Here is a 26,618-nt window from a genome sequence, read left to right as displayed (position 1 = left end):
CCTCGCGCGGACCAGGCGACGAGACGGGCGCACACCGGAACCCTCGGAAGGAGCAACACCCGGTGATGACGACAAAGGTACAGGCACCGCCCCCGCCCCAGCAGCGCGCGAAGCGCGCCGCGGCAGCCCTGCTCGCCCTCGGCGCGCTGTTCGCGATGACGACGTCATGCGTCCCGCCGAACGGCACAGCGCCGCACACAACTCCGGCCGTCGCACCGGCCACCCCGTCGGGGGTGGGCGCGTGATCGCCGTCTGGCCCGACGACCCCACCGACGTCTTCCCGGTCGCGCGGCGCGAGCCGACCGTGCCGTTCCTCACGATCTGGCAGCGCGAGTCCGGCGAGGTGCCCGTGCCGGACTCGGCCGGTGGCCAGCACCACGGCCGCGCCGACGACCACGTCTCGGTGAACAGCTTCTACGAGGAGCGCGGCGCCTGGCCGCCGCGGCCGCCGGCCGTGCGCGACACCCCAGAGCGGCGCGGGCTGTGGGCGCGACTGGTCGCCGCGCTCCGCCGCGGCCGCCCGGTGCCGCCCGCTCAGCCGGTCGTCTACCGCTGCACCAACAAGCCGCCGGGGTCGACGCACTACTACCGCGAGGCAGCGCCCGGGCGTTGGGAGCTGGCGCTGACCCCCACGTTCGACATTCCCGTCCCTATCGAGGAGCGGACCCGGGCCGAGATCGAGGCCCGGGGGCACATGCTCGTCCCGATCTCCGGAGGTCAGCCCCGTGGATGACACCCAGACCGCCCAAGCTCCTGCGGCTGCCCAGGAGCGGCGGCCACAGACGTTCGCCGACCTCGAGTACGGGCGGCACGCCCTGCGGCCAGTGCCGACGCTCGACCAGTTCGGCAACTGCACGCTGTGCGGCGAGCACCCGCTGATCCACATCCGTGGTGGCGTGGTGGTCGACCCGCGTGAGTTCCACCGCGAGGAGCAGCCCGAGCTGCCGCTGGCTGACGGTGGGGACGCGGCGTGAGCGCGATCCGCATCGAGACCAAGAACCTGCTGGAGCTGCTGGGCAGCCTCGTTTACACCGCTGCCCAGGATCCGGAGGACGGCGCGGTCGCCGGCGTGCTGCTGCACACCGACCGCGGTGAGCGCGGCCTGGAGCCGGGCCGCACGGACCTGCTGGTGGGCACGTCGTGCAACGGGTTCGCCGTGGGCCAGACCTACGTGCACGCGGACGGGCAGCTGCACGAGCCGATGCTGTGGCGGATCGACGACGTCCGCACGGTGATCGACGCGTTCAAGCGGAAAGCCAAGGAGCACAAGGAACACGCGGTCGAGATCCGCATCGACGAGGGCGTGTTCGTCGTGCGGGAGAGCGAGGACGCGCTGTTCGAGGCCGACGGGCTGCGGCTGGAGTTTTCGCCGGGCCGGATCGAGGAGTACCCGCGCACGGTGTGGTCGCTGCTGGTCCGGCGCCCGGACTTCCTCGAGCACCGGGACTCCTCCGGCCGGGTCGTGCCCGCGGTGCCGCGCACCGACTTCGGGTCCGCGGCGCTGGAGCCGTTCGTGCGGGTGGCCAAGGCGCGCAAGTCCGCGCTGGAGACCTACCGCTACCACCAGCGCTCGCCGCTGCTGGTGCAGATCGGCACCAGCTACATCGGCGCGGTCACCTCCTACCGGTGGGACGACGACATCGACGGCGCCGGCCAGGAGCCCGACGCTGCGGTGTACGTGCCAGACCTGCCGCCCCCGCCACGCAAGCCCGAGGCCGACGCGGACCTTCCGCCGGGCAGCAGCATCCTGCGCGACGGCGCCGGAGTCGTGCTGTCCACAGCCGACACCTCCGCTGTGGACGAACCGCTGTCCGAGTTCCCCGACCTCGAGCGAGACCCCGACCTGCTGTGCCAGGCCGCCGAGGTGCTGATCACCGGGCAGCTGGGCTCGGTGACGCTGCTGCAGCGCAAGCTGCGCATCGGCGCGACGAAGGCGAACCGGCTGATCGACCAGCTGGTACAGCGCGGCGTGCTCGGCCCGGCCCGCGGCAGCAAGGCCCGGGAGGTCCTGGTGCCCGTCGACGGGCTCGCCGAGGTCCTCGAGGAGATCCGGGGTGGTGCCCAGTGAGCGCCCACCTTGACCACCGCCGGCGGATGCACGCCTGCCCGTGCGGCTGCGGCGCCGAGATCCCGCACAGCAAGTTCTCCTGCCGCGCTTCCTGGCAGCGCCTGCCCAAGACGATGCGGCAGGCCATCACCGACAACCACGGTCGCGACGCGGCGGCGCACGGGGCCGCGGTCGGTGAGGCGCGGCGGTGGTTGCAGGCCAACCTGCCGGGCCGCTGCGAGTTCCGCGCTCCCCGCGCGGACGGCCGCGGCGAGTCCCGCTGCACGGCCGAGAAGGCGGATGGCACCGACCACTGCCGCGAGCACTGGTGGGCCGAGTCATGACCGCCACGGTCACCGGCCGCGCCGTTCCCGACCCGGAAGTCGTGTTGCGGCGGGAGGACGAGCGCCTGGCCCGCCGCGCCGGCGACGAACCGCTACCGCACCACACGATCACCGCGTTCGCCGCCGCGGTGCGCAAGCAGATCGTGGAGCCGCTGCTGGCCCGCGGCGGCGCTGCCGGTGCGGCGGCCGCCGACCGGGAAGCCACCCAGGCCGAGCTGACCCGGCTGCGGGCCGAGCTGGCCACGGTGCGCGGCAACCTCGACCGCATCACCGCAACCGCCGACCGCGAGCGCGCCGAGCACCAAGCCGCCCACGACCGGACGCGCCGTGAGCTGGTCGACGTCCAGCAGCAGCTCAGCACCGTCGTGCACGAGCGCGACGACCTGCAGGCCGCCGCAGCCCGGCTACAGGCCGAGGCGGTCGAGCTGGCCAACGAGCTCGAGCACGCACGCCGCGCCGGCGCGACCGTCCGGCCGCACCGGCACCTCTATCCGATGGGCGCCTCCGGCGAGGCCTTCGGGCCGTGTGAGGAGCCCGGCGGCGGCAAGCCGTACCCGGGCACATCCTCGGCGGTGGTGCGCCGATGATGCGATACCAGATCGAGCCGATGCCGACCTGGCCCTACCCGGCAACACCGCACCCGCGGGCCAGCCCGTTCCGCGTGAAGTGGGCCGACACCCTCGACCTGCTCAGCCGCGAGCTGGCCCACCTCGGTGTGCAGGGCGCGGTCGCGCTGCGCGTCGTGGCCACCGACGCGGACGTGCGGCGCGACGGGATGCTCCGCTCGAACGCGAAGGTGCGCTACCACGGCGTGGCGCTGGCCTTCCGGAGCAAGCACGGACCGCTGTCCTACCCGTGCGACACCTTCGCGAACTCCTGGCAGGACAACGTGCGGGCCATCGCGCTCGCGCTGCACGCGCTGCGCACCGTCGACCGCTATGGGGTGTCCAGCCGCGGCGAGCAGTACGCCGGGTGGCGCGCGATCGAAGGCGCTCGCCCGGCTGCGCCGTTCTCCACCAAGCGCGAGGCGCTGGACTGGCTCCGCGAGTTCACCGGCGCGGTGCACCCGCTGCAGCTCACCGACTCCGACATCCGCGGCCTGCTCCGGATCGCCGCCCGCAAGTCGCACCCGGACCTCGGCGGCGACCCGGCCGACTGGGCTCGCCTCGACACCGCCCGGCAACTCCTGCGCGGGGGTGACGCGACGTGATGACCAAGCAGTCCGACCAGCACTCGCTGCCGCTGTGGGGCGGCAGCTCGGGCCCTGCGGAGCACCGGCCGCTGTTCGCCGTCGGGGAGCGGGTCGGCTACCACCGGGACGCGTCCTGGCGCGGCCGCGTGGTCCAGGTCGCCGCCGACCCGGACAGCGGCCGGCACCACTTCTGGGTGGTGTGGACGGTCGGCCGCCCCGGCGGCCCGTTCGAGTACACCGCGGCCCCGCTCTACCGGCTCGGCGAGGCGTCCCCGGACGCCCGCCGGACCGAACGGCAGGGCCAGTACCTCGCCGCCGGTGCGCACCCGCTCACCGCCGCGCTGGGCTACCCCGTGAAGCTGCACCCCGGCGCCGCGCCTGCCGCCGACCGGGCCGCGCCCGGGCGCCGCTGCGGCAACTGCCGCTACCGCCGTCCCGGCCGCTACCCCAAGTGCCTCGTCCACGACGGCGACCGGATCACCCGCGGCGCCGGCACCGACGTGCGCGCCTGGTGGCCGGCCTGCACCGACCACGAACTGAGGTCCCGCCCGTGAACGCCGTCGTCGCCCTGGCCCTCGCCCACACCGCGCGCCTGGCCGTCTGGGCCGCCGGCGTGCTTCTCGACTCCGCCGCCGACTACCTGCACGCCCACCGGCGTGCCGAATCCACAAAGGACAACGATGACCGCCGCACTCGCTGACGACGACCGCAGCCGGTACACCGGGCTGCAGATCCACCCTGACGCCGTCCCGCTCGTCATGGGCGTGCTGTCGAGCTACGGCATCGACGTCAAGCGCATCCCCGACGGCCCCGCCCGGCAGCGTCGCTACGTCACCGGCGGCCCCGGCAAGGTCTCCGGGCGCCCGGTCCGCGCGCCCGAACGCCCGGCGCTGTCGGAGACCAACCCGCCCGCCGTGCTGGCCGGCCTCACCGAGCGCGAGGTCGAGGTCCTGCACGGCATGTCCCAGGGCCTCACGAACGCCGACATCGGCCGTGAGCTCCACATCTCCGAGGACACCGTCAAGACCCACGCTCGCCGCATGTTCCACAAGCTCGGCGCCCGCGACCGCGCGCACGCCGTGTTCCTCGCCTGCCAGCGCAACATCCTCGACACCACCGGAGGCCCTCAGTGACCGGCCCGACCGACATCACCGACGACATAGTGCAGCTCGTCCACGACGCCTTGTGCCTCTGCAACACCGGCACCGGGCCGGCCATCCGCGACACTGACCGTGAGAAGGTCCGCACCGCGCTGCGCGCCCGCTACCCGCGCGGCATCGCCTCCGCCCCAGTCCTCACTGGGCAGGTCCTGACGGCGCAGGACCTGTTCAAGCTCAGCGCCGATGCTGAGCAGCGGTTCGGCCGACCGGAGCCCCGGCCCGGCGACCGGGTCCGCGGCTACGGCGGACGGGACTTCCCCGTCGTAGAGGGCACGCTGGTCGACGACGAAGACATCAACCGGCGCGGCTGGCTGGCCGTGCTCAAGCCCGGCGAGCCGACGCCGTACGCCGTGCTGCCCACGACCGTCCGTGTGCTCGAGCGCGGCCCCGAGACCGCTCCGGCTCAGGCCCCTGAGGATGTCGTCATCGTGCTCGACATCCGGATTCCGGACGCCCTCCGCCAGCTGATTCGACGTCCGTGCGAGCCGTGCGACGCGGGTAGGGAGATCGCCGACGAGCTCGCCGCGCTGTGGGACCCCAACGACAACTGGTCGGAGACGCGCTCGCCGTTCAACCCGGGCGTGTCGCTGTGGGAGGACGTCGCCAACACCGCCGCAGCCGTGCTCCACCGACGCGAGGAGCGCAAGCGATGACCGAGAAGTCGAAAATGGCGGGCCCGCGTGCCTCGGCGATCGCCCTGCGCGCCTACGCCGAGAACTGGGCAGCCGGACGCGTGCCGGAGCCGAGCGCCGCGAAGGTCGCCGACCTCGCTGGCAAGATCCTCGCCGAGCTGGAGCGGCTGCACGCGAACTGCCTCCAGTACCGGCAGGAGGCGGTCGAGGACCGCGGCCGGCTCATGGCCACGCGCCGCGAGCGCGACGACCTCCAGGCCCGCATCGACGCTGCGCTCGCCCGGCTGGACCGTGACGAGGCCGAGTTCGAGGACGGCCGCGACCCGGACCCCGCCGACCTGATCCGGGACCTCCGCGCCGCTCTCACCCACCAGGAGACCCCCCGCTGATGCCTGAGCAGCCGCCGATCCCGCCCGCCGCATGGAGCCTCTGGGGCAAACACCCCGTGCCCGCCACCGACGACGCACGCGACGAGAGCGACGGGGCGCACCGCGAGCCGGCGCCGGACCAGCAGACCTGATTACCCGATCTCGGCGCTCGCCTTGAGCGCCGTCACAGCCGACCGGCCGCGCCCCTGCTTCCCCGGGGGCGCGGCCGGTCACCTATCCGAAGTGGACAAGCACGATGCTGGAGGAATCACCGTTGGAGGGCAGCGGCCAGTGCTGCGCGGTGTCCGTGCCGAGCGGCGGGCGGTGACCGATGCCGTGGCTGCGGACGGACGACGTCGAGTACGACGACGTTCTCGTGCGAGCGGTGGGAAACGCCGCCTACGGCGCCGTACAGCGCATGAAGCTGTACTGCTCGGCGCAACGGACGGACGGCTGGATTCCTGCCGACAAGGCCCGGGAGATCGCCTCCCGGGCCGAACTGCGTGCGCTGACCGAGATGCGCGTGGCCGACCGGGGCCCGTTCCTGCACCAACACGGCGACGAGTGCCGCTGCCTGGAGGGCCGCGACTGGCCCGCCGAGCTCGGCGGGTTCTACGTGCACGGGTTCCTCGACCGCAACCCGTCCCGGTCGGAGAACGACGTGCACAAGGCAAAGCGGCGCGAGCTGCGCGACCCGCAGCTCAAGGCCGCGGTGCGCGCCCGCGACGGCAGCCGCTGCCGCTACTGCGGCATCGAGGTCCGCTGGCAGGACCGCAAGACCCCGGCGGGCGGCGTGTTCGACCACGTCGACCCGAAGATCGCCGCCGGAGCGGACAACCTCGTCGTGGCCTGCCGCGGCTGCAATTCGCGCAAGCAGGACTGCACGCCCGAGGTCGCCGGCATGGACCTCCTGCCCCCGCCCGACCCGGACAAGATCAACGACGGACCAACGTCCGATCAGCGCAAGATCAACGCCACATCAGCACCCGGACCCAGATCCGCAGTTGGATCCGATCCAGATCCGGCCAGGACGCCGGATCCACCGGACGGCACGGACACTCCCGCCCCGACCTACACGAATGGGCAGGTCGCGCCCGGAAACGGGCAGATCCGCGACGGCATCAGCGGCGGCACCACGGTCGGGCTGGGTAGGGGCGGGGCCGGGATGGGTGCCGCACTGAAACCGTCCTGGAAAGACCGAGTGGGAGACGCCGGACCAACCGGGAAACGCCCCACCGTCGGACCACCCACCACCGCACGAGGGAACCTCGCCCCCAGCCCCTACGCCAAGGGCATCACCGGCTACACCCCGCCCGCCCCGGACGATGTCGACGAGGACCAGGCCGAGCTGTGCGTGCACGGCTACCCGGTCGACACCGGGTGCGTCGAGTGCGAGCAGAGCCTGCCCGGTTCGGACGGTCCGCCGTGAGCCGCTACACCGCGGGCGAGCTCCGGCGCCTCGACGAGCTCGGCAACTTCCTCATGACCCGCGAGGACGCCGAGACCACCGACTGCCCACGCTGCAACGCCCAGCCAGGCAAGACCTGCACGAACGTCATCACCGGCGAGCCGTTGCGCGGCCCAGCGCACCACCAGCGGATCGCGAAAGCCGAACGACAGGAAGGAAGGGACTCCGAACGATGGACCCCATGACCCCGCGGCCACCCGCGGCCGGCCAGGCCCGCGCCTGGCTCGACCGCGCGGCCCAGCAACTCGACGCCTACACCGACGAGGTGCAACACCTGCCGTTCGAGCACATCGACAGCGCGGCGACGCTCGGCGTCGGCTACGCGCTGCTCGCGCTTGTCGACCAGATCGAGCAGACCGGAGCCGAGCGGGCATGACCGACATCATCGAGCTGATCGACCAGGCGATCGGCTGCCACTGGTGCGGCGGCCCCCTCGGCGACTCACCGTCGCCGGACTTCTGCTGCGAGGTGCACCAGCGGCTCTGGGCGGCGAGCCGCGTGCAGGTCACCCCGGAGGCCGACGTCCTGCGCGCGGCGCTGGCCCGGGCGAGAGAGCAGGAAGCCGAGCGGCGGCTGGAGGCCGCAGCGGTCGTGCTGCGCGGAGCCGCTCCGGTCTGGCGACAGCTGGTCGAGGGCGTGGCGCAGGCCTTCGCGAGCCTTGTGCCGACCGTCAACGCGATGGCCGAGTGCCTGCAGCACGCCGGGCTGGCCCGGCCGGCACCGCCGACGGATCCGAAGATGCGCGCGCTGCACCTGCGCCGCCACCGCAACACCGGCCCGGACCACCGGCCGCGGCCACCACGCACAATCCACGCACGGGGGACCCGATGACCGATCAGCGCACTCTGCGCGCCTTGCAGGGCGAGCTGCGGCGAGCGCTCGCCGCGCTCGTCGACCCGATCGAACGCAAAATCGTCCGCGAGGACCTGACGACCACCACGCATCACGCGCCATCGTTGCTCGAGCAGCTGGACCAGGCGCTCGCGCACGGCGGCGAGACCGGCAAGGCCAGCGGCGCGCGCACGACCGAACCGCTCCGGCTCGCCGCCGCGGACCTGCGGCGCCAAGTCGAGCGCGCCGCGGCCGAGCTGCACTACAACGCGATGGTGGCCGACGCCGATCCGGTCTCCCGGTTCCGCGCGGCCGCGGCGATCGCAGGCCGATGGGCCGACGGTGACCGGGTCGCCTGGGTCGTGCATGAACTGCAGTACTGGGCGGCCCAGATCAACAACCTGCTGGACCCACCGCGCCAGCTGCACATGGCCGCGGCCTGCCCGGCGTGCGGCGCCGGAATGGTGTGGCGCGGGGACCAGGAGCACGGGCACGTGCAAGTGCCCGCGCTGCAGATCGATCCGGAGCGCGGGTGCGTGTGCCTGGCGTGCCAGCACTGCTGGCCGCCGGCGAACTTCGAACTGCTGCGTGAGGTGCTCGAGCAGCAGGACCAGGCGCAGCCGTCGCGTCCACGGCTGCGCTCCGGAGCGGAGGGCAACGGCGGGTGGACTGGCACCATCCGGCCGATCGAGGAGGATGACCAGCATGAGTGAGCAGACCTTGCACGCGATCCTGCGACTCGGCGAGTTCCCGGAGATCCTCGCCGCATGGCCAGACGCCGAGACCGCGGGCAAGCTCGCCGCCGAGCTCGGCGAGGGGCACATCGTCGCGCCCGTGCGCGTGGCCCAGGCCGGAGTCGGGTTCGTCGCGCATGTGTGGGCGTGCCGGGCGAGCGTGCAGGGCGGCAGCTGGCAGCTGTCCGCGCCGGCGAAGCTTCGCGGCGCATCCCGGGTCGTGTTCGACACCGCCGACATGCCCGGCGAGCGGGTGCACGTCGACACCGACGCCGGCGAGCTGGAGCGCGCGGTGAGCGGCACCGACGTTCACCACCTGACTGCCTACGCGTCCACTCCGGAGCGGGCGCACGAACTGGCTGAGGCCAAGGCCCGCGAGCTCGCCGCCCAGTAGTGTGCTCCGCACCACACACTATCCACTTGCGATAGTGAGTCCCGGGGGTACATAATTAAGAAGTCCCGAACGGGGCGGCCCCCGGGACCGGGTGCTTGCACCACCCGCCGGGGGATAACTACAGAGTGGAAGGAACTCCGGATGGACGACAAGTTCGCCGATGACCGGTTCTACGGGGTCCGCTATCACGAAAGTGCTGGCGAGGACCTCTACCGGGTGGCCGGTCGGATCTTGAGCGACCTCAAGGTCGACCAGCACGAGGGCCGGATGCCCTCGACCGTGATCCTCGTGGTCGCGGTGGCGGGCAACACCATCACCGTCCAGGCCCACGTCCAGGACAACGCCGAGTTCGAGCAGTGGACCGCCCAGACCATCAGGGCCCGGGCCACCACCGTCTCGGACCGGTACAACTGGCGGGGCGTGAACAACCGGGCTGATGTCCGGTTCAAGTTCGGCTGCACGGTGCGGGTGGTGCGCGGGCGTCTCGACGCCAAGCACCTCGGCTCCATCATCGGATGAACCAACCCGGGGCGGCGGCACCCAGCCGCCGCCCCGGCGCTCCACCCCGGACCCTTCCCTCTGTAGCGGGCCACGAAAATGCCCCGGCGGCTCTTGCACAGCACACCGGGGCCGAGTGGAAGAAACTCCGACGCCAGGATAACCGGGAGCACGTCATGCCGCGCAAGCCCACACCTCCACCGCCCGAGCTCGAGCAGGTCCGCAAGCGGGCCGCGCAGCTGGCCCGGATCGAGGCCTTGGCCGACCGGGTCCGCGCGAAGCGAAACGAGGAGCTCGTCACTGCCAAGCTGGCCGGGGCCACCGGCGCCCAGCTCGCCGAAGCGGCGGGACTGACCCGCCGCAACGTCTACGACGCCCTCGCCGCCGCCGGTCATGATGCTGGCGCATGGCGCGAGACCGACGGAACGACGTCGGCCGGCCGCTGAGCCCGAACGCCGCGACACGCGCGACGCGCCCCCTGTTGACGACCACCGGTGATCATCACGCATACTGACGTCACTTAGGCGCAGTGTGCCCAGAACGCGAAAGCCCCGATCGGACCCCCTGCCGATCGGGGCTTTCGCGTGCGTGGCGACGGGCAGCGGAGGAGGGTGCCCGGTGCCGAGTGTGTGGCGGCTGGTCTGCGCGCGGGTGCGGGACCTGTGCGTGCAGGCCGGCCGCTGCACCTGCGGAATCTGCGGTCACCCGATCAACCTGGCGCTGCACCACGAACACCCGATGTCGTTCACGGTCGACCACATCGTGCCGCGCTCGCTGGGCGGGCCGGACTCCCTGGACAACGCACGGCCCGCGCATCGCAGGTGCAACAGCCAACGGGGAGCGGACGTGACTTACCAGCCTGCGATCAAGACCTCCCGGAGCTGGTAGCTCATGCGCACGGTGGTGCTGATCGCCGGGCCACCATGTGCCGGCAAGTCCACCCTGGCGCAGGCCTTGGCCAACCCCGGCGACCTGGTGCTCGACCGGGACGCGATAGCGCAGCGGCTCGGGAGCCCGGTGCGCTGGGGCCACGACGAGGTCATCGCGCAGCGGGCCGAGCAGGTGATGCTCGACGAGATCGCGCGCATCGCGCGGGCCGAGGCGATCACCGCCTACGTCGTGCGCTCGGTGCCCGCTCCGGCGCAGCGCCTGGCGCTGGCTCACCAGCTGCGCGCGACGGCGGTGCACGTGCTCAACCCAGGTGCCGCCGAGTGCATGCGTCGTGCCCACGCCGACGCCCGTCCGGAGGGCACGGCGGCCGCCATTCGTAGCTGGTACGCGCGGTACCGGCCGTGCGCGGTTGACGCCGACCCCGGCCCCGCGGCCGCGACGACACCGGTCCGGACCTCCCGCACCTGGTGACCACCGTGGACGGACGATCGGCGGGGGAGGGGGCTCCCGATCTTGAGCGCGGGCGCGAGGGCAACTCCGCGCCCACCTGCCCTTCTCTCCCCCCGGAGGCCCGAATGTGGGCAGGAGTGAGCACGGAGGAGCGATGGCGGACTCGGGGGCGGAACGGCAGCGTCGTTACAGGGCTCACAAGCGCGGTGACCACGGCTTATGCGTTCCAGGGCGATGCAAAGCGGTGACGTCACAACCGGCCGGAGAGACGGTTTCGCCGCCTCCGGCCGCGGCTCCTCCGGAGCCGGGTAACACCGCCCCCGAGGTGCCTTCCGGGCTCGCTCCGCGCGGCCGGCAGCTGTGGGCCGCAGGGCTGCAGGACGGCAAGCTCGCGCCGCTGGAGCAGGCCGTGCTGCTGGAGGCCTGTCGCCTGGCGGACCGGCTCGACAAGCTCGACGCCCAGCTGCACGGCGACGGGCCGTGGTTGGAGCTCGACCCGCTGGAGGACGGGCGGACGTTCGTGGTCGTGGTGACCGGGGTGCTCAAGGAGGCCCGGCAGCAGGCGGTGGCGTTCAAACAGCTGGTGAGCGAACTGCGGCAGGGCGGCGCGTCCCGCGGCCGCGGGCGGCCGGGACGGACCGGCTCGGCGACGTCCGGTGCAACACCGGCGACAGGAGGGGTGAAGGGGGCGGGCATTGCCGACATCACCGCCCGAATCGCCGAAAGGCGCGCTGAGGCCACGCCTTGAGCTGATCCCGCCCTACGTCTACAGCATCGGCGCCGAGGCGATCGAGCTGTGTCGGCGGGCCGGGCAAGAACTGGACTTCTGGCAGCAGCAGGCCCTGACGCACATCCTCGGTGTGCGGCCGGATGGCAAGTGGGCGTGCTTCGAATACGCCGAGCTGGTCGGACGGCAGAACGGCAAAGGCGGCATCCTCGAGGGCCGCATCCTGGCCGGGTTCTTCCTGCTCGGGGAGGCGCTGATCATCTTCAGTGCGCACGAGTACAAGACCGCGCTGCGGGCGTTCCGGCGCCTGAAGCGGCTGATCAGGAACCTCGGCGAGCAGGTCGGCGACAACGAGAACCTGGTCGACGTCGACGGCATCCTGATCAAGATCTCCAACACCAACGGCGAGGAGGGTTTCGAGCGGCTCGACACCGGCCAGGAGATCAAGTTCATCGCCCGCAGCAAGGCCTCCGGCCGTGGCTTCACCGGCGACCTGAACATCATCGACGAGACGTTCGCCTACACCGACGAGCAGCACGAGGCGCTGCTGCCCACGATGTCGGCCCGCTCGATGGAGGTGCCGGGCCCGCAGATCATCTACACCTCCAGCCCGCCGCTGAGCTCCTACAGCGGAGAGATCCTCTTCCGGGTCCGCAAGCGGGCACTTGAGGGCCGCAGCGGCCGCCTGGGATACCGGGACTGGGGCGCCGAGGGCGACCTGGACAACCTCGAGGGCATCGACCTCTCCGACCGGGAGCTGTGGACGGCCACCAACCCGGCCTACGGCATCCGGATCTCCGAGGACTTCGTCGAGGACGAGCTGGAGTCGATGAGCCCGCGCGGGTTCGCGCGGGAGCGGCTGGGGATCTGGCCGGCACCGCCGGCCACCGAGGGCGGCCCGCTGGACTACCAGCGGTGGAGCACCCCGGCGCCGGCCGGGTGCGTAGACGTGACCTCGCAGGCCGGCGAGGACGTCGCCTTCGCGATCGACGTGACCCCCAAGCGGGACTGGGCATCGATCGGCCTCTACTCGCCGCGGGCGGACGGGCTGGGCCACGTCGAGCTCATTGACCGCCGGCCGGGCACCGACTGGGTTGTGCAGCGGCTGGTGGAGCTCGTCGCGCGGTGGAACCCGGTCGCGATCGCGCTGGATGTGAAGGGGCCGGCGGGGTCGCTGCTGCTGGACCTGAAGAAGGTCGGCATCACCGTGCCGGAGGACCCGTCGGAGCCCAAGCGCGGGCAGCTGGCGATCCCGACCTCCAGCGAGGTGGCGGCCGCGTGCGGGCACCTGGTCGACGCGGTGACGCAGGGGACGCTGCGGCACATCGACCAGTCGCAGCTCAACACGGCGGTCGCCGGCGCGAAGCCGCGGCCGTTGGGTGACGCCTACGCGTGGGCGCGCAAGACCGCCGACTCCGACATCAGCCCGCTGGTGACGGTGACGTTGGCGCGGTGGGCCTTCCTGGCCCGTATCGACGTGATCACGGCGGACGAGGGTCCGCCGAACATCTGGTGAGAAGGGGCGCGCAGTGCTGAGCAACCTGGTCGAGGCGGTCGGTTACGCGCTCGTCGTGGCGTTCCTGTACCTGCTGTGGCCGCCGTTGGCGCTGCTCGGCGCCGGGCTTCTGCTGGTGGTCTGGGCCAACCTGCGGCCGCAGCGCAAGGGCTCGCCGCTGGCGGGGGCGATCGGAGCCGCGCTCGGAGCGGCGCGCAGCGCGTGGCGGGCCGAGAAGGCACGGGGTGACGGATGACGCTCGGTCGCGCCGTCGCGCGGGCGATCACCCGCAGCGTCGAGAACCCGGCCGTTCCGCTGACGTCGACGTCGCTGCTGAACTGGATGACGGGCGCGAGCTCCGACGCTGGCGTGCCGGTGTCGGAGCTGACCGCGCTGCACATGCCGGCGGTGTGGCGGTCGGTGTCGCTGATCTCCTCGGTGTCGGCGGCGCTGCCGCTGCACAGCTACCGGGAGAGCACCCGCGCGCGCACCACCCCGCGGCTGCTCCGGGATCCCCACCCGGAGCTGACTGCGTACGAGCTGTGGCGGCTGTCCTATGTGCATCGCGTGCTGTGGGGCAACGCCTACCTGCAGAAGGTCCGCAACCGCGCTGGCGAGGTCGTCGAGCTGTGGCCGATCCGGCCTGACCGCGTGCAGGTCGACCGGGTCAGGCCCACCGACGCGCTGCCCGGCGGCAAGATCTTCCAGGTCACCGACGACCAGGGGCGGCAGCACCCGCTCACCTCGCGCGAGGTCCTGCACATTCCTGGGCTGGGTTACGACGGGGTGTGCGGGGTCTCCCCGATCCGGGCCGCGGCGCAGGGCGTGGGCCTGGCGCTCGCCGCGGAGAAGTCCGGGGCGAAGTTCTTCGGCCAGGGCGCCATGCTCTCCGGGGTGCTGCAGACCGAGCAGCGGCTCAACCCTGACCAGGCCGAGGTGCTGAAGCGGCAGTGGAAGGCCAAGCACTCCGGCGCTGAGGCCGCCTACGACATCGCGGTGCTGGACTCTGGGGCTTCGTTCCAGCCGATCACGATGCCGTTTCGCGACGCACAGTTTCTGGAGTCGCGCCGGTTCCAGGTGGTCGAGGTCGCGCGGATGTTCGGCGTGCCGCTGTTCCTGCTGATGGAGACCGAGAAGTCGACATCGTGGGGCACCGGGCTGGAGCAGCAGGCGCTGGGCTTCGTGCAGTTCGACCTGCACCCGGTGTGGCTGGTGCCGACCGAGCAGCGCATCACCAAGGAGCTGATCTGGCCGACCGCGCCGGAGGATTACGCCGAGTACAACGTCGAGGGCCTGTTGCGCGGCGACTCCAAGGCGCGGGCGGAGTTCTACCGCGTGATGCGCGAAGTGGGTGCGATGAGCGCGAACGACATACGCGGCAAGGAGAACATGCCGCCGATCGAGGGCGGCGACGTCTATTTGCAGCCGCTGAACATGGCGCCGCTGGGCAGCGATCCCAACGACCAATCCGAACCCGACTCGACCAGTAGCGAGGGTGTGGACGATGACGACGATCCTGACGCGGGCGACAGCTGAGGAACGGCGGCGGTTGCCGCTGGCCACCGCTGGTGTGTCGATCCGGGCTGACGCCGACGTCGAGGGCGGCGAGCGGTTCCGCGGCTACGCGGCGGTGTTCAACTCCCGCACGGCGATCGGCAACCCGCTGCGGTGGGGGTTCTACGAGGAGATCGCGCCGGGCGCGTTCACCAAGACGCTGGCCGAGGGCGACGCCCGGTTCCTCATCGACCACGACTCCTACTACGTGGTGTCTCGGGTGTCGGCAGGCACGCTGAACCTGTCCCAGGACGACAAGGGCTTGCCGGTGGACTCCGCCCTGGACACGGAACTGTCCTATGTGCGCGATCTGAAAGCCAACGTGCGCAACAAGAACATCACCGGCATGTCGTTCGGTTTCTACGTGGTCAAGGACGAGTGGGCCACCGAAGAGGTCGACGTCGACGGCTACGACGAGCCGTTCGAAGTGGACGTGCGCCGCATCCTGGAGGTGCGGCTGATCGAAGTGTCGGCGGTGACATTCCCCGCCTACGAAGAGACTCAGGCCGAGCTCAACTCGGTCGCGGCCGCCCTGGCGCACCGCGGCGACCCCGTGGCGATCGAACGTCGCGCGGCGTACAAACCCGAGCTGCTCGACCTGCTGAAGGTCGTCGAACGCGAGCCGGGCGAGACCACTCGCGCGGACGGCACCGAGCCGGGCGAGACCACTCGGTTGTCCCCCAGCGACCTGCTGACCGCCTACGCGGCCCGGTACGGGCTGCCCCTGAGGAAGGACAACTGATCGTGAGCGAACAGCTCAAGCGGCTCATCGAGGAGCAGAACACGGTGTGGAAGCGGATGTGCGACATCCGCGACGCTGCAGCGGCCGAGAACCGCGACCTCACCGCCGAGGAGCGGGCCAACTGGGACCAGGCCGAGACGCGCCTGACCGAGGTGTCCGGCGACATCGAGCGCCTGGAGCGCTTCGCGCAGCTGGAGACCGTCGACCGGTCCCAGGTCGTGACCAGCTCTGGCGCCCCGGTCGGCGGAGGGGACGAGGCCGCGCAGCGGTACAGCGAGGCGTTCGAGCGCTACATGCGCGGCGGCATGGACCGCCTGTCCGGCGAGCAGCGCCAGCTGCTGATGGAGAACTTCTCCGAGCTGCGGGCGCAGGGCGTGTCCACCGACACCGCCGGCGGCTACCTGGTGCCGGAAGGTTTCCGGGCCGTGATGAGCGAGACGATGAAGGCCTTCGGCGGCCTGCTCAACGTCGCGACCGTCATCACGACCTCGACGGGCAACGACCTGCCGTGGCCGACGAACGACGACACCGGCAACGAGGGCGCGATCCTCGGCGAGAACACCCAGGTCACCGAGCAGGATGTGGTGCTGGGGCAGCGGAAGCTGCTCGCGCACACCTACACGTCCAAGCTGGTGCGGGTGTCGCTGCAGCTGCTGCAGGATTCGGCGTTCGACATCAACGTCTGGCTGCCGCGGAAGCTGGGCGAGCGCATCGGCCGCGCCGTCGCTGGGCACCTGGCGACCGGTACCGGAACCAACCAGCCGGAGGGCATCACCACCAACATCACGGTGGGCAAGACCGGCGCTGCCGGCCAGGTCACCAGCATCATCTACGACGACCTGGTCGACCTCGAGCACTCCGTCGACCCGGCGTACCGCACGAACGCCCGCTACCTGCTCAGCGACTCGGCGCTGAAGATGATCCGCAAGCTCAAGGACGCCGACAACCGGCCGCTGTGGGTGCCGGTACCGGCGCCCGGGTTCCCGTCCACCATCAACGGGTTCCCCTACACGATCGACAACAAGATGCCCGTCCCCGCGGCGAGCGCCAAGTCGATCGTGTTCGGCGACATCGCGGCCGGCTACATCGTCCGCCAGGTGCTCGACGTGCAGACGCTGCGCCTGACCGAGCGCTACGCGGACTTCCTGCAGGTCGGCTTCCTCGGGTTCGCCCGGCTCGACGGCAAGCCCGACGACGCCGCGGCCATCCGCGCCTACGCGCACCCGGCTACCTGATTCCCCTTCCCCCGGTGGGGCCGGACACCGCTCCGGCCCCACCGGCCCCCACCACCGCACGGGAGGAAACCGTGGATCGAGTGCGCATTCGCGTGCTGCAGGGCGTGTCCGGCACCGAGTTCTCGTGGGCGCCTGGATCCGAGATCGAACTGCCGGAGGAGGAAGCCGTCAAGTGGGCCGACGGCGTGCGCGCCGAGCTCATCAAGGACGAGCGCACCCAGCTTCCGACCGAACCGGTCGATCAGGCCGAGCAGGCCGCCGACAAGGAGGACGACGTGCCACAGGACGACGAGGTCACGCGGGCAGCCGACGACGAGGCTTCCGCGGCTGCACAGCCGGCCGACGCCGACTCCAAGCCGGAGAAGGCCGCCCGGCGCTCCCGGGGTGGCGGTCGCGCGGCCAAGCCCGAGACCCGCGGCTGATCACCCGTGGCCAACGAGTACGGCACCCTGGCGCAGCTCAAGGCCTCGCTGAGCATCCCCGCCGATGACACGACCCAGGACAACCTGGTACAGCAGGCGCACACCGCCGCCTCGCGCGCGATCGACCGCACCACCGGGCGCCGGTTCTACCTCGACCCCGCCCCGGTGCGGCGCGAGTTCCGGACCCTCGGGCGGCTGGTGTGCGAGGACGACGGTGACACGCTGCTCCTGCCCGACATCGGCGACGCTGCCGGCCTCATCGTCGAGAGCGCCGACAGCAGGACCGGGCCGTGGACCGCGGTCGCCGACTACGCCGTGGTGCCGGAGAACGCGCTGCTGGACAACGAGCCGGTGACCGGGCTGCTGCGGGATTCCGGCGAGTGGGGCACGCGCTGGGTGCGGATCACCGCGCGGTGGGGCTGGCCCGCGGTGCCCGACGAGGTGGTCTCGGCGGCGCTGCTGCAGGCCGCTCGGCTGTTCCGGCGCAAGGACTCGCCCGAGGGCGTCATGGGCTCGGCCGAGTGGGGCCTGATCCGGCTGTCGCGGGTGGACCCCGACGTCCAGGCGCTGATCCAGCACCTGATCCTCATCGGCATCGCGTAGGGGGCACGGAGTGGATATCGAGGCCGTGCGGTCGGGGCTGGCCGCCAACGCGAAGGCGATCACCGGGCTGATCTGCCTGCCCTACACCCCGGACTCGGTCACCCCGCCCATGTTCTTCGTGGCCGAGTACGAGATCGATTTCGACCGGGCGTTCGGCCGCGGGCTGGACGAGCTGACCGCCACCTGCCGGGTGCTGGTCTCCCACGCCACCGACAAGCAGGCCCAGGCCAAGCTCGACCAATACCTCACCGGCGGTGGGCCCCGTTCGCTCAAGGCGGCGCTGCAATCCGACCGCACCCTCGGCGGCGCGTGCGATGACTCCCGCGTGACGCGGGTGTTCGGCTACGGGCTCTACGAGCACGGCACATCCCAGTTCTTCGGCGCACAGCTGTCCGTCCACGTCATCGGATCGGGGGCCTGATGGGCAAGTTCGTTCTGACCAACGTCCGCCTGTTCACCGGCGGCGCGGACCTCACCGGCGCCAGCAACAAGCTGGAGATCTCCGCCGAGGTCGCCGACGAGGACGCGACCACTTTCGGCAGCGGCGGCTGGAAGGAAGTCAAGGCCGGGCTGGCGGCGACCGAGATCACCGCGGAGGGATTCTGGGAAGCCGGTGACCTGTCGATGGTGGACGACGCTCAGTGGACCGCGCTCGGCGGTCTCGGGCCGTGGAGCGCGGGCCCGGCCGGCGCGAACGTCGGCGACCTGGCGTACTTCACCAACGCGCTAACCGGGTCCTACGCGCTCGGTGGCGAAGTCGGCAGCATGGCGCCCTGGAGCGGCAAAGCCAACTCGAGCTGGCCGCTCGTGCGCGGTCAGGTTGCGCACCCGCCCGGCACCGCACGCACTGCTTCCGGAACCGGAGTCGGCACGCAGCTCGGCGCGGTGCCCGCCGGCAAGCAGCTGTACGCCGCGCTGCACGTGCTGTCGGTCGCCGGGACCGCCACGCCGTCGCTGACCGTGGCGATCGAGTCCGACACCGCGTCGGGGTTCGCCGCCCCCACCGACCGGCTCACGTTCGCGGCCGCCACCGCCCGGGGCGGGCAGATCCTCCGCGTGCCCGGCCCGCTCACCGACACGTGGTTCCGTCCGAAGTGGACCGTTGCTGGAACCGCGCCGTCGTTCCTGTTCGTCGTCGCACTCGGTATCGCCTGAAAGGGGCACTCGCTCATGGCCAAGATGGTCCTGCTGGCGGCCTTCCTGTCGCTCAACGCCAACGACCTCTCGAACAACGCGTCCAAGATCGAGCTGACCGCGGAGGTCGCCGACGAGGACGTGACCACCTTCGGCAGCGGTGGCTGGAAAGAGGTCCTGGGCGGCCTCAAGGAAGGCAGCCTGTCGGTGACGCTCAAGCAGGACGTCGCCGCGGCCGGGCTCGACTCGATCATGTGGCCGCTGTTCGGCACGCTGGTGCCGTTCGAGGTGCGGCTGTCCAACGCCGCCCGCGGCGCCTCCAACCCCGGCTACACCGGCACCGTGCTGATCAAGTCCTGGAAGCCGATCGCCGGTGACGTCGGCAACGTGGCCGAGGTCGACGTCGAGTTCCCGACATCGGGCGCGGTCTCCCGCGTCGTGTCCTGATGCCAGCCGAGCTGGACCTGTCCGGCCCGGAAAGGCGGCTGAAGGAGCTGGCGCGGGCGCTGCGCACCGAGGAGAACGGCAAGGCGCTGCGCCGGGACCTGATGCGCGACATCCGCGCCGCCGCACAGCCAGCTCGGCAGGCCACGCGCCAGGCAATCCGCTCGGTCACCTCGCAGGGGCACGCGGGGCGGTCGATCCGGTCGGCGATCGGGCAGAAGATCCAGGTGGTCGCCAAGACCTCCGGACCCGCGGTCGGCGCGCGGGTGGTGGCGCGGGAAACCCCGAACGTGCGCGGTTTCCGGCACGCACCGCGCCGGTTCAACTCCGCCAAAGGGTGGAGGCACAAGGTGTTCAACACCGGGCAGGAAGTGCACCAGCGCGGCAAACCGGGCTGGTTCGACGAGACGTTGGCCGGCCGCCGCAACGACTTCCGACGCGCGGTCGTCGACGCGATGAAGAAGACGGCGGACCGACTCGCCGGGAAGGTGTGAACGTTGCTGGTCACCTACACCCCGCAGGGGCAGGAAACACAGAGCTGGACCTGGGATCCGGCCAAGGTCCGCGCCGCCGATGCCGAGGCGATCGAGGCCCGGATGCACCCGCTGACCTGGGACGAGTTCCAGGTGATGCTGCTCAAGGGCGGGGCGAAGGCACGGCGGGTGCTGCTGTGGCACCTGCAGAAGCTGACACACCCCACGCTCAAGCTCGAGGACGTCGACTTCACCGTCGGTGAGCTGACCGTGGAGTTCGAGGCGCCCGAGCTGGAGAAGATGCGCGAGGCGGCCGCGTCCGCGCCCGGTCTCGACGACAGCCAGCGCGCGTACATCCTCTCGGCGATCGACGCCCAGATCGCCAAGGCGCCGGAGAGCGCGGCGGGAAAAGCCCCCTCGAGCAGCGGCGCGAAAAGTACGCCCTAGCGATCTCGGCCGAGCTGAACATTCGGCCGTGGGAGCAACGCGAGCTGCTCACCGTCCAGGAGCTGACCAGCGCCTGTGACTACATCGAAGACCTGATTCGCAGTCGTGCCAAGCACAACACCTGAATAGCGGCCCGAGGGGGGTGTCATGGCGGACACCTCCCTGCTGTTCAACATCCTCGGCCGCGACGGTGTGTCGAAGGTGTTCGGCGAGATCCGGCGCGAGGCGCTGGCCACCGCGGCAGTGATGCGGGTGGCGGGCGAGAGCACCTCGAACATGGCCCGGGACAACATCTCCGGGGTCCTGGGACTGTCCAAGGCGTTCACCGTGTTCGGGGCCGCCTCGGCCGCCTCGGCGCTGGCCGCGAGTGCCGCGCTCGGTGGCGTGCCGTTGGCCTTCGCCGGGCTCGGCGCGATGGCGCTCAAGGAGAACACCCAGGTCGTCAGCGCGTTCTCGACGCTTGGCGACCAGGTGCAGTCCAGCCTGACCGACGCGGCGGCGCCGCTGGTGCCCACGTTCGTCGGCATCGCCGGGCAGCTAGGCCAGACCTTCCAGCAGCTGCTGCCCGCGATCCGGCAGGTCTTCGGCGCCATCGGCCCCTACCTGACCACCCTGACCGAGGGCGTGACCGGCTTCGCCGTGCAGGCCATGCCCGGGCTGCTCACCGCGGTTCAGTCGGCCGGACCGGTGTTCGACGGACTAGCCGACCTCCTGGCGGGCGCGGGCGCCGGCGTCGGCCAGCTGGTGGCCAACCTCGCCCCGGCGGCCGGCGCGGTGGGCCAGGCGCTGACCGCGGTCGGAACGGCGCTGCCGGACATCCTCTCGTTGCTCGGGTCGCTGCTCGGCGCGCTCGCGCAGGCTGGCGGCCCGATCCTCGAAGCGATCATGCCGGTGATCACGACGCTGCTCGATGGCCTCGTCGGCGCGCTGATCCCGGTGATTCAGTCCCTTGGCCCGGTGCTCGCGGGCGTGGCTACGGCTCTCGGTCCGCTCGCGGAGGCCTTCGGCCGGGTGCTGCAGGCTGCGGGCCCCGCGATCACCCAGATCTTCACCAGCCTCGGAGAGGTCCTGGTCAGCAGCGTGATCCCTGCGCTGACGCAGATCCTGGACGCGGTGACGCCGCTGGTGCCGGCGTTCGTGTCGCTGCTCAGCCCGATCATGCCGCTGGTGCCGGTGCTCGCCGACATCGCGGCGCAGCTGGCCGGGGCGCTCGCCCCGGCGATCGGTGACTTGCTGCCGATCGTGGGCGAGATCGCGATGCTGGTCTCCCAGTTCGCCGCGGACGCGTTGTCCGAGCTGGCTGGCGCGATCGTGCCGCTGATCCCGATGATCGGGCAGTTCGCCATGATCCTCGGCACCGCGGTGCTGACCGTGCTGCAAGCGCTGCAGCCGGTGCTCGGCGCGATCATTGCCGCGGCGGTGGCGCTGCTGCCCCCGCTGGTGCAGCTGCTCGTCCCGCTCGGCGAGCTCGTCGTCGCGCTCACGCCGCTGCTGTTGCTGGTAGCCCAGTTCGCCGAGTGGCTGATCAACCTGCTGGCCCCGGCGATCGGCGCCATTATCGGCTGGCTGGCCGGGTTCGCCGGCGCGATCCTCGGTGGCCTGGCCGGTGCGGTGTCCTGGTTGGTGTCCGCCGTGCCTGCGGCGTTCAGCTGGGTCCAGAACGCGATCGGCACCGCGGTCGGCGTGATCCGCGGGATACTCAGCTGGTTCGGCCAGCTGCCCGGATTGATCGGCGGGTGGATCGGGCAGGCCCGGGACTGGGCGATCCAGCGGTTCAACGACCTGGTGAACTGGGTCCGCGGCCTGCCCGGCATGATCCTCGGCGCCCTGGGCAGCCTCGGGAGCCTGCTGTGGAACGCGGGCGGCGACCTCGTGCGCGGCCTGATCAACGGCATCGGCAACTTCGCAGGCGCGATCAAGGACAAGCTGCTCGGCATCGTCAAGAACGCCTGGGACGCCGTGCTCGGCTTCCTCGGCATCGCCTCACCGTCCAAAGAGGCCGAATGGGCGATGGAAATGGTCGGGCTGGGCGCGATCAACGGCCTGTCCAGCATGGTCGACCGGGTCGCCGCCGCCTCCGAAGAGGTCGCCGCGGCCGCGCTCCCGCGGCCCGCCGCGGCCAGCGCGGCCACCACCGCGGCCGCCGCCGCGAGCAGCGCCGTCGGCGGGTTCGCCGCGGGCGGCGGCGGGGGCCAGGCCGTCGTCGTCATCGACTCGGCCGGCACCCGGCTCGACGAACTGCTGCTGGAAATCCTTCGCAACGCCATCCGGAAAGAGGGAGGCAACGTGCAGCTGGTCCTCGGAAACGGGGCGGCGTGATGGCCTTTCCCACCGACCCGCTCGACGTGCGCACCGAGCTGTTCCTGTCCGGCAACTGGATCGACGTCTCCGGCGACGTGATGGTCGCCCAGGGCGTGCAGATCAGCAAGCCCCGGGCCAACGAGTCCTCCAAGCTGGCCACCGCAGCGCAGTGCCGGTTCCGGCTGCGCAACGACAACCAGCAGTACGACCCGGACTACGCCGGCTCGCCCTACTACGGCGTGCTCGGGCGTAACACGCCGGTGCGTGTCGGCGTGCGCACCGCCCGCTCGACGTTCAGCCGGACCAATGCCAACGGGTGGGCCCAGACCGACACCGGGCAGACCTGGCTGCATGCCTGGAACGGCGGCAACGGGCTGCCCGACTTCCCCGAGAACGGCGGCAAGGGCCACCACATCCTGACTGGCGCGGGCCAGTACCGGATGTCGTGGCTGGCGGGGTTCCAGCAGCGCGACGTCGACATCGCCGCGACAGTGCACGTGCCGGTCACCACGGTGACCGGCGCCAACCTGGAGCCGCTGAATCTGCTGATGCGGTTCGCCGACCTGGGCAACTACATCATGCTGCGGGCCCTGGTGTCCCCGACCGGCGAATACCGGATCGGCGTCCGATACGTCAAAGCGGGCGCGGAGACCAACCTGCTCACCGACCTGGGCACCGGCATCACGCTCGCACCCACGACCCAGGACGTGCGGATGCGGGTGCTACTGGAGGGCCAGCAGGTCCGGTTCAAGGCCTGGGTGGCCGGCACGCCCGAGCCGTACGACTGGCTCGGCTACGTGCAGAGCGAGGCCATGCCGCAGGCCGCCGGATCGGTCGGCATCCGCTCGGGCGTGGCAGGCGGCAACACCAACGTTCCGGTCACCTTCGACTACGACGACCTGGACGTGCGTTCGCCGCGGTTCTTCGGCGAGATCGCCTCGATCACGCCACGCAACGACCGCTCCGACCACAACCGGTGGGCCGACGTCGAGGCCGCCGGGGTGTTCCGGCGGCTGCAGCAGGGCGCCACCCCGGTGCTGTCCACGCTCAAGCGCGCGTACCTGCAGGCCGAGACGAACGCGCCCGTGGCGTACTGGCCGTGCGAGGACGGCCGGGAAGCCACCTCGGCCGCTTCGGCGATCGACGGCGTCGACCCGATGCAGATCACCCAGGGCAAGATCAATTTCGCGTCGAACGGCGAGTTCGCCTGCTCGGCAGACATGCTGGCCCTGAACAACGGCACGCTGTGGGGCGTCGTGCCCTCGTACCCGTCCGGCGCAGGCATGGTCCGGTTCCTGGTCTCCTTCCCAGCCACCGGCCTGGCCGACGGCGAGGCGCTCGCCACGATCCACACCTCCGGCGACATCTCCCGGTGGCGGCTGACCTGGCACACCGGCGGCGCGCTCAAGCTGATGTGGTTCGACCGCGCCGTCGTCTACGTCGGCGACAGTGGCGCGATCGGCTTCAACATGGTCGACAAGAACGTGCTGCTGCAGATCGACCTGTCCCAGCAGGGCGGCAACATCCGCTGGCGGATCGCCACCCTTGAACCGGGCGCCGGGGTCGGGCTAACCGGCGGGCCGGGCACGGTCAACGGCCGCACCCTTGGCCGGGTCACCGACGTCTACATCGGACCGGACATGGACGTCGCCGGTGTCGGGATCGGGCACGTCGCGGTGCAGCCGGCGGTGACCGACCTGTTCGACTTCGCCCAGCAGCTGGCCGCCTACAACGGCGAGGAGGCCTACACCCGCGCGGGCCGCCTGTCGGTGGAGAACGGGTTCTATCTGGGCTCCTACCGTGGTGCGTTCGGACAGACCGAGGTGTGGACCAAGCTCGGGCCACAGCGGCCGAAGGTGTTCCTGGACCTGCTGGAGGATGTCGCCCGGGCGGACAACGGCGTGTTCTACGAGAACCGCGGCTCGATCGATGGCACCTACCGCACCTACCCGTCGTTGCTGCACCAGGACGTGCGGATCGCCTTCGACTACACCGCCGGGCAGCTGTCCGACGTGCCCGCCCCGGTCAACGACGACCAGGCGCTCGTCAACGACTTCACCGCCACCCGCACCAACGGCTCCTCCTACCGGTTGACCAAGACCACCGGGCGGCTGTCGACCAAGCCACCGCAGGAGGGCGGCGTCGGGACCTACGACGCGTCCGAGGAGTTCAACGTCTGGGTGGACTCGATCGCCAAGGACATCGCCGCCTGGCGGCTGCACCTGGGAACCGACGAGTCGCCCCGGTACCCCACCGTGTCGATCAACCTCGCCAACCCCCGCGTGGCGGCGAACACCACGCTGTGCGCCCAGGTGCGCGACGCCAACATCGCCGACCGGATCACCATCGCCAACTTCAAGCCGGACCTGATCGACCTGCTCATCCTCGGCTACACCGAGACCCTGAAGCCGTTCGAGCACTCGTTCACGTTCAACTGCCGACCGGGCGCGGCCTGGGACACCGCCACCGTGGGCGGGGTAGGCGTGAAGGCCGACGCCACCAACAGCACACTCGCGACCGCGATCACCGCGACGGCCACCACGTTCACGGTCGTGACCGCGGCCGGCAGTGCGCGGTGGATCGACTCGGCAACCTACGGCGCGGAGTTCCCGATCCGGATCAAGGTCGGCGGCGAAGAAATGCGGGTCACCGCGATCAGCGGCACCACGAACACCCAGACGTTCACCGTCATCCGCTCGGTCAACGGCATCACCAAGTCCCACGCGGCCGGCGCCGCCGTCCAGCTCGCGCGCCCCGCCATCGTTGCTGGAGGTGTCAAGGTATGAGCTGGCTCGCGGGCGAGGACGTCACCGCCGACAGGCTCAACGCCGACAGCGACAAGCCGGCGTGCACGCTCATCATGAACGCCACGCTGACGATCGCGGACAAGGCCGACACCGACGTCACGTGGACCACCTTCTCCGAGAACTGGACCAGCCCGCTTGGTCTGTCCATGTGGGACCCCGCCAACCCGACCCGGATCACCATCCGGAAAGACGGCTACTACACCGGCGGGTTCGAGATCCACTACTCGCAGAACGCCAATACCGGCGGGAAGCGGGTGGCCACGCTCACCCGGAACAACACTGGCGTGCCCACCAACCCCAACTCGCTGGCCTACGACAACCAGCCGTTCAACACCCAGGGCGACGTCACCTCGCTCAAGGGCTCGTTCGGTTGGCGCCTCAACAACGGCGACATCCTGCGCGTGAGCACGTGGCAGAACTCGCTGGTCGCCCAGAACTTGGTCGGCAACACCATCGAGGGTGTGTGCAAGTTCTGGGTGGCGTGGGAGAAACCGTAACCCCGAAAGGAGCGGCAGCACCATGCCGGTTCGCAACGTCACCAAGTCCCCCAAGGTCGGCAAGATCACGCAGTGGACGGGATCGAACTTCGCTGAGATCCAGGCCAACACCGACTTTCCCGTCGTGGACAACGGTGACGGCACCCTCACCATGTACCCGAACAGCAGCGGCGCCCGCAGCGTGCCCACCGGCGCTTGGATTCCGGTCGACATCAACGTCTTCAACCGCGAGTTCTTCTACGACGAGGAGATCCAGCGCGGCGACTTCCAGGACGTGCCCGAGGGCGACGCGCACGCCTACAACATCACCACCACCTGATCCCGCCCCGACGACGAGGAGGAGGGCAGGAGGAGTGACGCAGCCCGGCGAAGCCTGGGAGTACATCCGCGAGCGGCTCGGCGAGCTGCAGCGCTCGTTCGACAGTTTCGCCGCCCAGATCCGAGACACGGTCGGCGACCACGCCGTGAGGGTCGCCAAGCTCGAGATGCGCGCCGACCAGCAAGACCGCGCGATCCGGGAGGCCCGCGCCGAGGCCGAGCAGGCCGTCGCTGCGGCACGTGCGGAGGCCGCCAGCGCGATCGCCGCCGTCCGGGCCGACGCAGACCGCGCGATCGCCGGGCGCCGATGGAGCGTTGGCACTTGGATCGCCGCCGTCTCGGCGCTCATCGCCCTCGCCGGCGTCGTCATCGCGGTCATCGCGCTCGGCAAGTAGGCGCCCGGATCCACC

41 protein-coding genes are annotated in these 26,618 nt (G+C 71.2%); all 41 read left to right on the top strand.

What is annotated here, in order from left to right; all coding sequences use genetic code 11:
* Positions 1–65 precede the first annotated feature (65 nt).
* The 41 genes from AMETH_RS38415 (at position 66) to AMETH_RS31630 (ending at position 26,603) form a co-directional block, all read left to right on the top strand.
* Positions 66–245 (top strand): hypothetical protein, encoded by a 180-nt coding sequence (locus tag AMETH_RS38415; RefSeq protein ID WP_156131757.1) that lies wholly within the window; start codon positions 66–68, stop codon positions 243–245.
* Positions 242–733, top strand: coding sequence for a hypothetical protein (locus AMETH_RS31815; RefSeq protein WP_156131756.1), 492 nt, complete (start codon positions 242–244; stop codon positions 731–733). The genes AMETH_RS38415 and AMETH_RS31815 overlap by 4 nt, the downstream gene beginning before the upstream one ends.
* A complete protein-coding gene (locus AMETH_RS31810; protein ID WP_017985225.1) occupies positions 726–974 on the top strand; it encodes a hypothetical protein in 249 nt (82 codons plus the stop codon). The genes AMETH_RS31815 and AMETH_RS31810 overlap by 8 nt, the downstream gene beginning before the upstream one ends.
* Positions 971–2,068: a DNA translocase FtsK gene (locus AMETH_RS39475; RefSeq protein ID WP_017985224.1), complete on the top strand. Its 1,098-nt coding sequence runs from the start codon at positions 971–973 to the stop codon at positions 2,066–2,068. Before AMETH_RS31810 ends, AMETH_RS39475 begins: the two co-directional genes overlap by 4 nt.
* Positions 2,065–2,391, top strand: coding sequence for a hypothetical protein (locus AMETH_RS31800; protein ID WP_017985223.1), 327 nt, complete (start codon positions 2,065–2,067; stop codon positions 2,389–2,391). The genes AMETH_RS39475 and AMETH_RS31800 overlap by 4 nt, the downstream gene beginning before the upstream one ends.
* Complete coding sequence (locus AMETH_RS31795; protein WP_017985222.1) at positions 2,388–2,978, top strand: hypothetical protein; 591 nt, start codon at positions 2,388–2,390, stop codon at positions 2,976–2,978. The genes AMETH_RS31800 and AMETH_RS31795 overlap by 4 nt, the downstream gene beginning before the upstream one ends.
* Positions 2,975–3,601: a hypothetical protein gene (locus tag AMETH_RS31790; protein ID WP_017985221.1), complete on the top strand. Its 627-nt coding sequence runs from the start codon at positions 2,975–2,977 to the stop codon at positions 3,599–3,601. Before AMETH_RS31795 ends, AMETH_RS31790 begins: the two co-directional genes overlap by 4 nt.
* Complete coding sequence (locus AMETH_RS31785) at positions 3,601–4,137, top strand: hypothetical protein (RefSeq protein ID WP_017985220.1); 537 nt, start codon at positions 3,601–3,603, stop codon at positions 4,135–4,137. Before AMETH_RS31790 ends, AMETH_RS31785 begins: the two co-directional genes overlap by 1 nt.
* Positions 4,134–4,283 (top strand): hypothetical protein, encoded by a 150-nt coding sequence (locus AMETH_RS38405; RefSeq protein ID WP_017985219.1) that lies wholly within the window; start codon positions 4,134–4,136, stop codon positions 4,281–4,283. Before AMETH_RS31785 ends, AMETH_RS38405 begins: the two co-directional genes overlap by 4 nt.
* On the top strand, positions 4,264–4,716 hold the full coding sequence (locus AMETH_RS42975; RefSeq protein ID WP_051079467.1) for a helix-turn-helix domain-containing protein: 453 nt from the start codon (positions 4,264–4,266) through the stop codon (positions 4,714–4,716). The genes AMETH_RS38405 and AMETH_RS42975 overlap by 20 nt, the downstream gene beginning before the upstream one ends.
* The gene (locus tag AMETH_RS31775) at positions 4,713–5,396 is read left to right on the top strand and encodes a hypothetical protein (protein WP_017985218.1); all 684 of its coding nucleotides are present in this window, start codon (positions 4,713–4,715) and stop codon (positions 5,394–5,396) included. The genes AMETH_RS42975 and AMETH_RS31775 overlap by 4 nt, the downstream gene beginning before the upstream one ends.
* On the top strand, positions 5,393–5,764 hold the full coding sequence (locus AMETH_RS31770) for a hypothetical protein (protein WP_017985217.1): 372 nt from the start codon (positions 5,393–5,395) through the stop codon (positions 5,762–5,764). The genes AMETH_RS31775 and AMETH_RS31770 overlap by 4 nt, the downstream gene beginning before the upstream one ends.
* Positions 5,764–5,895, top strand: a complete 132-nt coding sequence (locus AMETH_RS41815; RefSeq protein ID WP_017985216.1) for a hypothetical protein — start codon at positions 5,764–5,766, stop codon at positions 5,893–5,895. Before AMETH_RS31770 ends, AMETH_RS41815 begins: the two co-directional genes overlap by 1 nt.
* A 179-nt stretch (positions 5,896–6,074) precedes the next feature.
* The gene (locus tag AMETH_RS31765) at positions 6,075–7,172 is read left to right on the top strand and encodes an HNH endonuclease (protein WP_026153552.1); all 1,098 of its coding nucleotides are present in this window, start codon (positions 6,075–6,077) and stop codon (positions 7,170–7,172) included.
* Entirely contained in the window at positions 7,169–7,396 is a 228-nt protein-coding gene (locus tag AMETH_RS31760) for a zinc finger domain-containing protein (RefSeq protein ID WP_017985215.1), read from the top strand. Before AMETH_RS31765 ends, AMETH_RS31760 begins: the two co-directional genes overlap by 4 nt.
* On the top strand, positions 7,393–7,587 hold the full coding sequence (locus AMETH_RS31755) for a hypothetical protein (RefSeq protein WP_017985214.1): 195 nt from the start codon (positions 7,393–7,395) through the stop codon (positions 7,585–7,587). Before AMETH_RS31760 ends, AMETH_RS31755 begins: the two co-directional genes overlap by 4 nt.
* Positions 7,584–8,042 carry a hypothetical protein gene (locus tag AMETH_RS31750; protein ID WP_017985213.1) on the top strand — a complete coding sequence of 153 codons (459 nt, stop codon included), beginning with the start codon at positions 7,584–7,586 and terminating at the stop codon, positions 8,040–8,042. The genes AMETH_RS31755 and AMETH_RS31750 overlap by 4 nt, the downstream gene beginning before the upstream one ends.
* Positions 8,039–8,755 carry a DUF7341 domain-containing protein gene (locus AMETH_RS31745; protein ID WP_017985212.1) on the top strand — a complete coding sequence of 239 codons (717 nt, stop codon included), beginning with the start codon at positions 8,039–8,041 and terminating at the stop codon, positions 8,753–8,755. The genes AMETH_RS31750 and AMETH_RS31745 overlap by 4 nt, the downstream gene beginning before the upstream one ends.
* Positions 8,748–9,170 (top strand): hypothetical protein, encoded by a 423-nt coding sequence (locus AMETH_RS31740; protein ID WP_017985211.1) that lies wholly within the window; start codon positions 8,748–8,750, stop codon positions 9,168–9,170. Before AMETH_RS31745 ends, AMETH_RS31740 begins: the two co-directional genes overlap by 8 nt.
* Before the next feature lie 141 nt (positions 9,171–9,311).
* On the top strand, positions 9,312–9,689 hold the full coding sequence (locus AMETH_RS31735) for a hypothetical protein (protein WP_017985210.1): 378 nt from the start codon (positions 9,312–9,314) through the stop codon (positions 9,687–9,689).
* 155 nt (positions 9,690–9,844) lie between these two features.
* The gene (locus tag AMETH_RS31730) at positions 9,845–10,114 is read left to right on the top strand and encodes a hypothetical protein (RefSeq protein ID WP_017985209.1); all 270 of its coding nucleotides are present in this window, start codon (positions 9,845–9,847) and stop codon (positions 10,112–10,114) included.
* A gap of 172 nt (positions 10,115–10,286) precedes the next feature.
* Positions 10,287–10,556, top strand: a complete 270-nt coding sequence (locus AMETH_RS31725; RefSeq protein WP_223842985.1) for an HNH endonuclease — start codon at positions 10,287–10,289, stop codon at positions 10,554–10,556.
* A 3-nt stretch (positions 10,557–10,559) separates the two neighbouring features.
* Complete coding sequence (locus AMETH_RS31720; RefSeq protein WP_017985207.1) at positions 10,560–11,030, top strand: AAA family ATPase; 471 nt, start codon at positions 10,560–10,562, stop codon at positions 11,028–11,030.
* A 304-nt stretch (positions 11,031–11,334) separates the two neighbouring features.
* Entirely contained in the window at positions 11,335–11,757 is a 423-nt protein-coding gene (locus AMETH_RS31715) for a hypothetical protein (RefSeq protein ID WP_017985206.1), read from the top strand.
* Positions 11,705–13,252, top strand: coding sequence for a hypothetical protein (locus tag AMETH_RS31710; protein WP_017985205.1), 1,548 nt, complete (start codon positions 11,705–11,707; stop codon positions 13,250–13,252). Before AMETH_RS31715 ends, AMETH_RS31710 begins: the two co-directional genes overlap by 53 nt.
* 13 nt (positions 13,253–13,265) lie before the next feature.
* The gene (locus tag AMETH_RS31705) at positions 13,266–13,487 is read left to right on the top strand and encodes a hypothetical protein (RefSeq protein WP_017985204.1); all 222 of its coding nucleotides are present in this window, start codon (positions 13,266–13,268) and stop codon (positions 13,485–13,487) included.
* Positions 13,484–14,767 carry a phage portal protein gene (locus tag AMETH_RS31700; RefSeq protein WP_017985203.1) on the top strand — a complete coding sequence of 428 codons (1,284 nt, stop codon included), beginning with the start codon at positions 13,484–13,486 and terminating at the stop codon, positions 14,765–14,767. Before AMETH_RS31705 ends, AMETH_RS31700 begins: the two co-directional genes overlap by 4 nt.
* Positions 14,736–15,527, top strand: a complete 792-nt coding sequence (locus AMETH_RS36210; RefSeq protein ID WP_017985202.1) for an HK97 family phage prohead protease — start codon at positions 14,736–14,738, stop codon at positions 15,525–15,527. Before AMETH_RS31700 ends, AMETH_RS36210 begins: the two co-directional genes overlap by 32 nt.
* A gap of 2 nt (positions 15,528–15,529) precedes the next feature.
* Positions 15,530–16,762 carry a phage major capsid protein gene (locus AMETH_RS31690; RefSeq protein WP_017985201.1) on the top strand — a complete coding sequence of 411 codons (1,233 nt, stop codon included), beginning with the start codon at positions 15,530–15,532 and terminating at the stop codon, positions 16,760–16,762.
* 80 nt (positions 16,763–16,842) lie between these two features.
* On the top strand, positions 16,843–17,184 hold the full coding sequence (locus AMETH_RS31685; protein WP_156131755.1) for a hypothetical protein: 342 nt from the start codon (positions 16,843–16,845) through the stop codon (positions 17,182–17,184).
* Positions 17,185–17,190: 6 nt separating this feature from the next.
* Entirely contained in the window at positions 17,191–17,787 is a 597-nt protein-coding gene (locus tag AMETH_RS31680) for a head-tail connector protein (RefSeq protein ID WP_017985199.1), read from the top strand.
* A 10-nt stretch (positions 17,788–17,797) separates the two neighbouring features.
* Positions 17,798–18,208, top strand: a complete 411-nt coding sequence (locus AMETH_RS31675; RefSeq protein WP_223842984.1) for a hypothetical protein — start codon at positions 17,798–17,800, stop codon at positions 18,206–18,208.
* A complete protein-coding gene (locus AMETH_RS31670) occupies positions 18,208–18,942 on the top strand; it encodes a hypothetical protein (protein WP_017985197.1) in 735 nt (244 codons plus the stop codon). Before AMETH_RS31675 ends, AMETH_RS31670 begins: the two co-directional genes overlap by 1 nt.
* A 15-nt stretch (positions 18,943–18,957) precedes the next feature.
* A complete protein-coding gene (locus AMETH_RS31665; RefSeq protein ID WP_017985196.1) occupies positions 18,958–19,368 on the top strand; it encodes a phage tail tube protein in 411 nt (136 codons plus the stop codon).
* Positions 19,368–19,859: a hypothetical protein gene (locus AMETH_RS31660; protein ID WP_017985195.1), complete on the top strand. Its 492-nt coding sequence runs from the start codon at positions 19,368–19,370 to the stop codon at positions 19,857–19,859. Before AMETH_RS31665 ends, AMETH_RS31660 begins: the two co-directional genes overlap by 1 nt.
* Positions 19,860–19,862: 3 nt before the next feature.
* Positions 19,863–20,285: a hypothetical protein gene (locus AMETH_RS31655; RefSeq protein WP_017985194.1), complete on the top strand. Its 423-nt coding sequence runs from the start codon at positions 19,863–19,865 to the stop codon at positions 20,283–20,285.
* Between the two features lie 147 nt (positions 20,286–20,432).
* Complete coding sequence (locus AMETH_RS31650) at positions 20,433–22,604, top strand: phage tail protein (RefSeq protein ID WP_017985193.1); 2,172 nt, start codon at positions 20,433–20,435, stop codon at positions 22,602–22,604.
* A complete protein-coding gene (locus AMETH_RS31645; RefSeq protein ID WP_017985192.1) occupies positions 22,604–25,372 on the top strand; it encodes a hypothetical protein in 2,769 nt (922 codons plus the stop codon). The genes AMETH_RS31650 and AMETH_RS31645 overlap by 1 nt, the downstream gene beginning before the upstream one ends.
* Positions 25,369–25,890 (top strand): hypothetical protein, encoded by a 522-nt coding sequence (locus tag AMETH_RS31640; protein WP_017985191.1) that lies wholly within the window; start codon positions 25,369–25,371, stop codon positions 25,888–25,890. Before AMETH_RS31645 ends, AMETH_RS31640 begins: the two co-directional genes overlap by 4 nt.
* A 22-nt stretch (positions 25,891–25,912) precedes the next feature.
* On the top strand, positions 25,913–26,209 hold the full coding sequence (locus tag AMETH_RS31635; protein ID WP_017985190.1) for a hypothetical protein: 297 nt from the start codon (positions 25,913–25,915) through the stop codon (positions 26,207–26,209).
* 34 nt (positions 26,210–26,243) lie between these two features.
* A complete protein-coding gene (locus AMETH_RS31630; RefSeq protein ID WP_017985189.1) occupies positions 26,244–26,603 on the top strand; it encodes a hypothetical protein in 360 nt (119 codons plus the stop codon).
* Positions 26,604–26,618 lie beyond the last annotated feature (15 nt).

This window comes from Amycolatopsis methanolica 239 (assembly GCF_000739085.1).
Classification (GTDB): domain Bacteria; phylum Actinomycetota; class Actinomycetes; order Mycobacteriales; family Pseudonocardiaceae; genus Amycolatopsis_E; species Amycolatopsis_E methanolica.
This window is presented reverse-complemented; position numbering and strand designations above follow the sequence as displayed.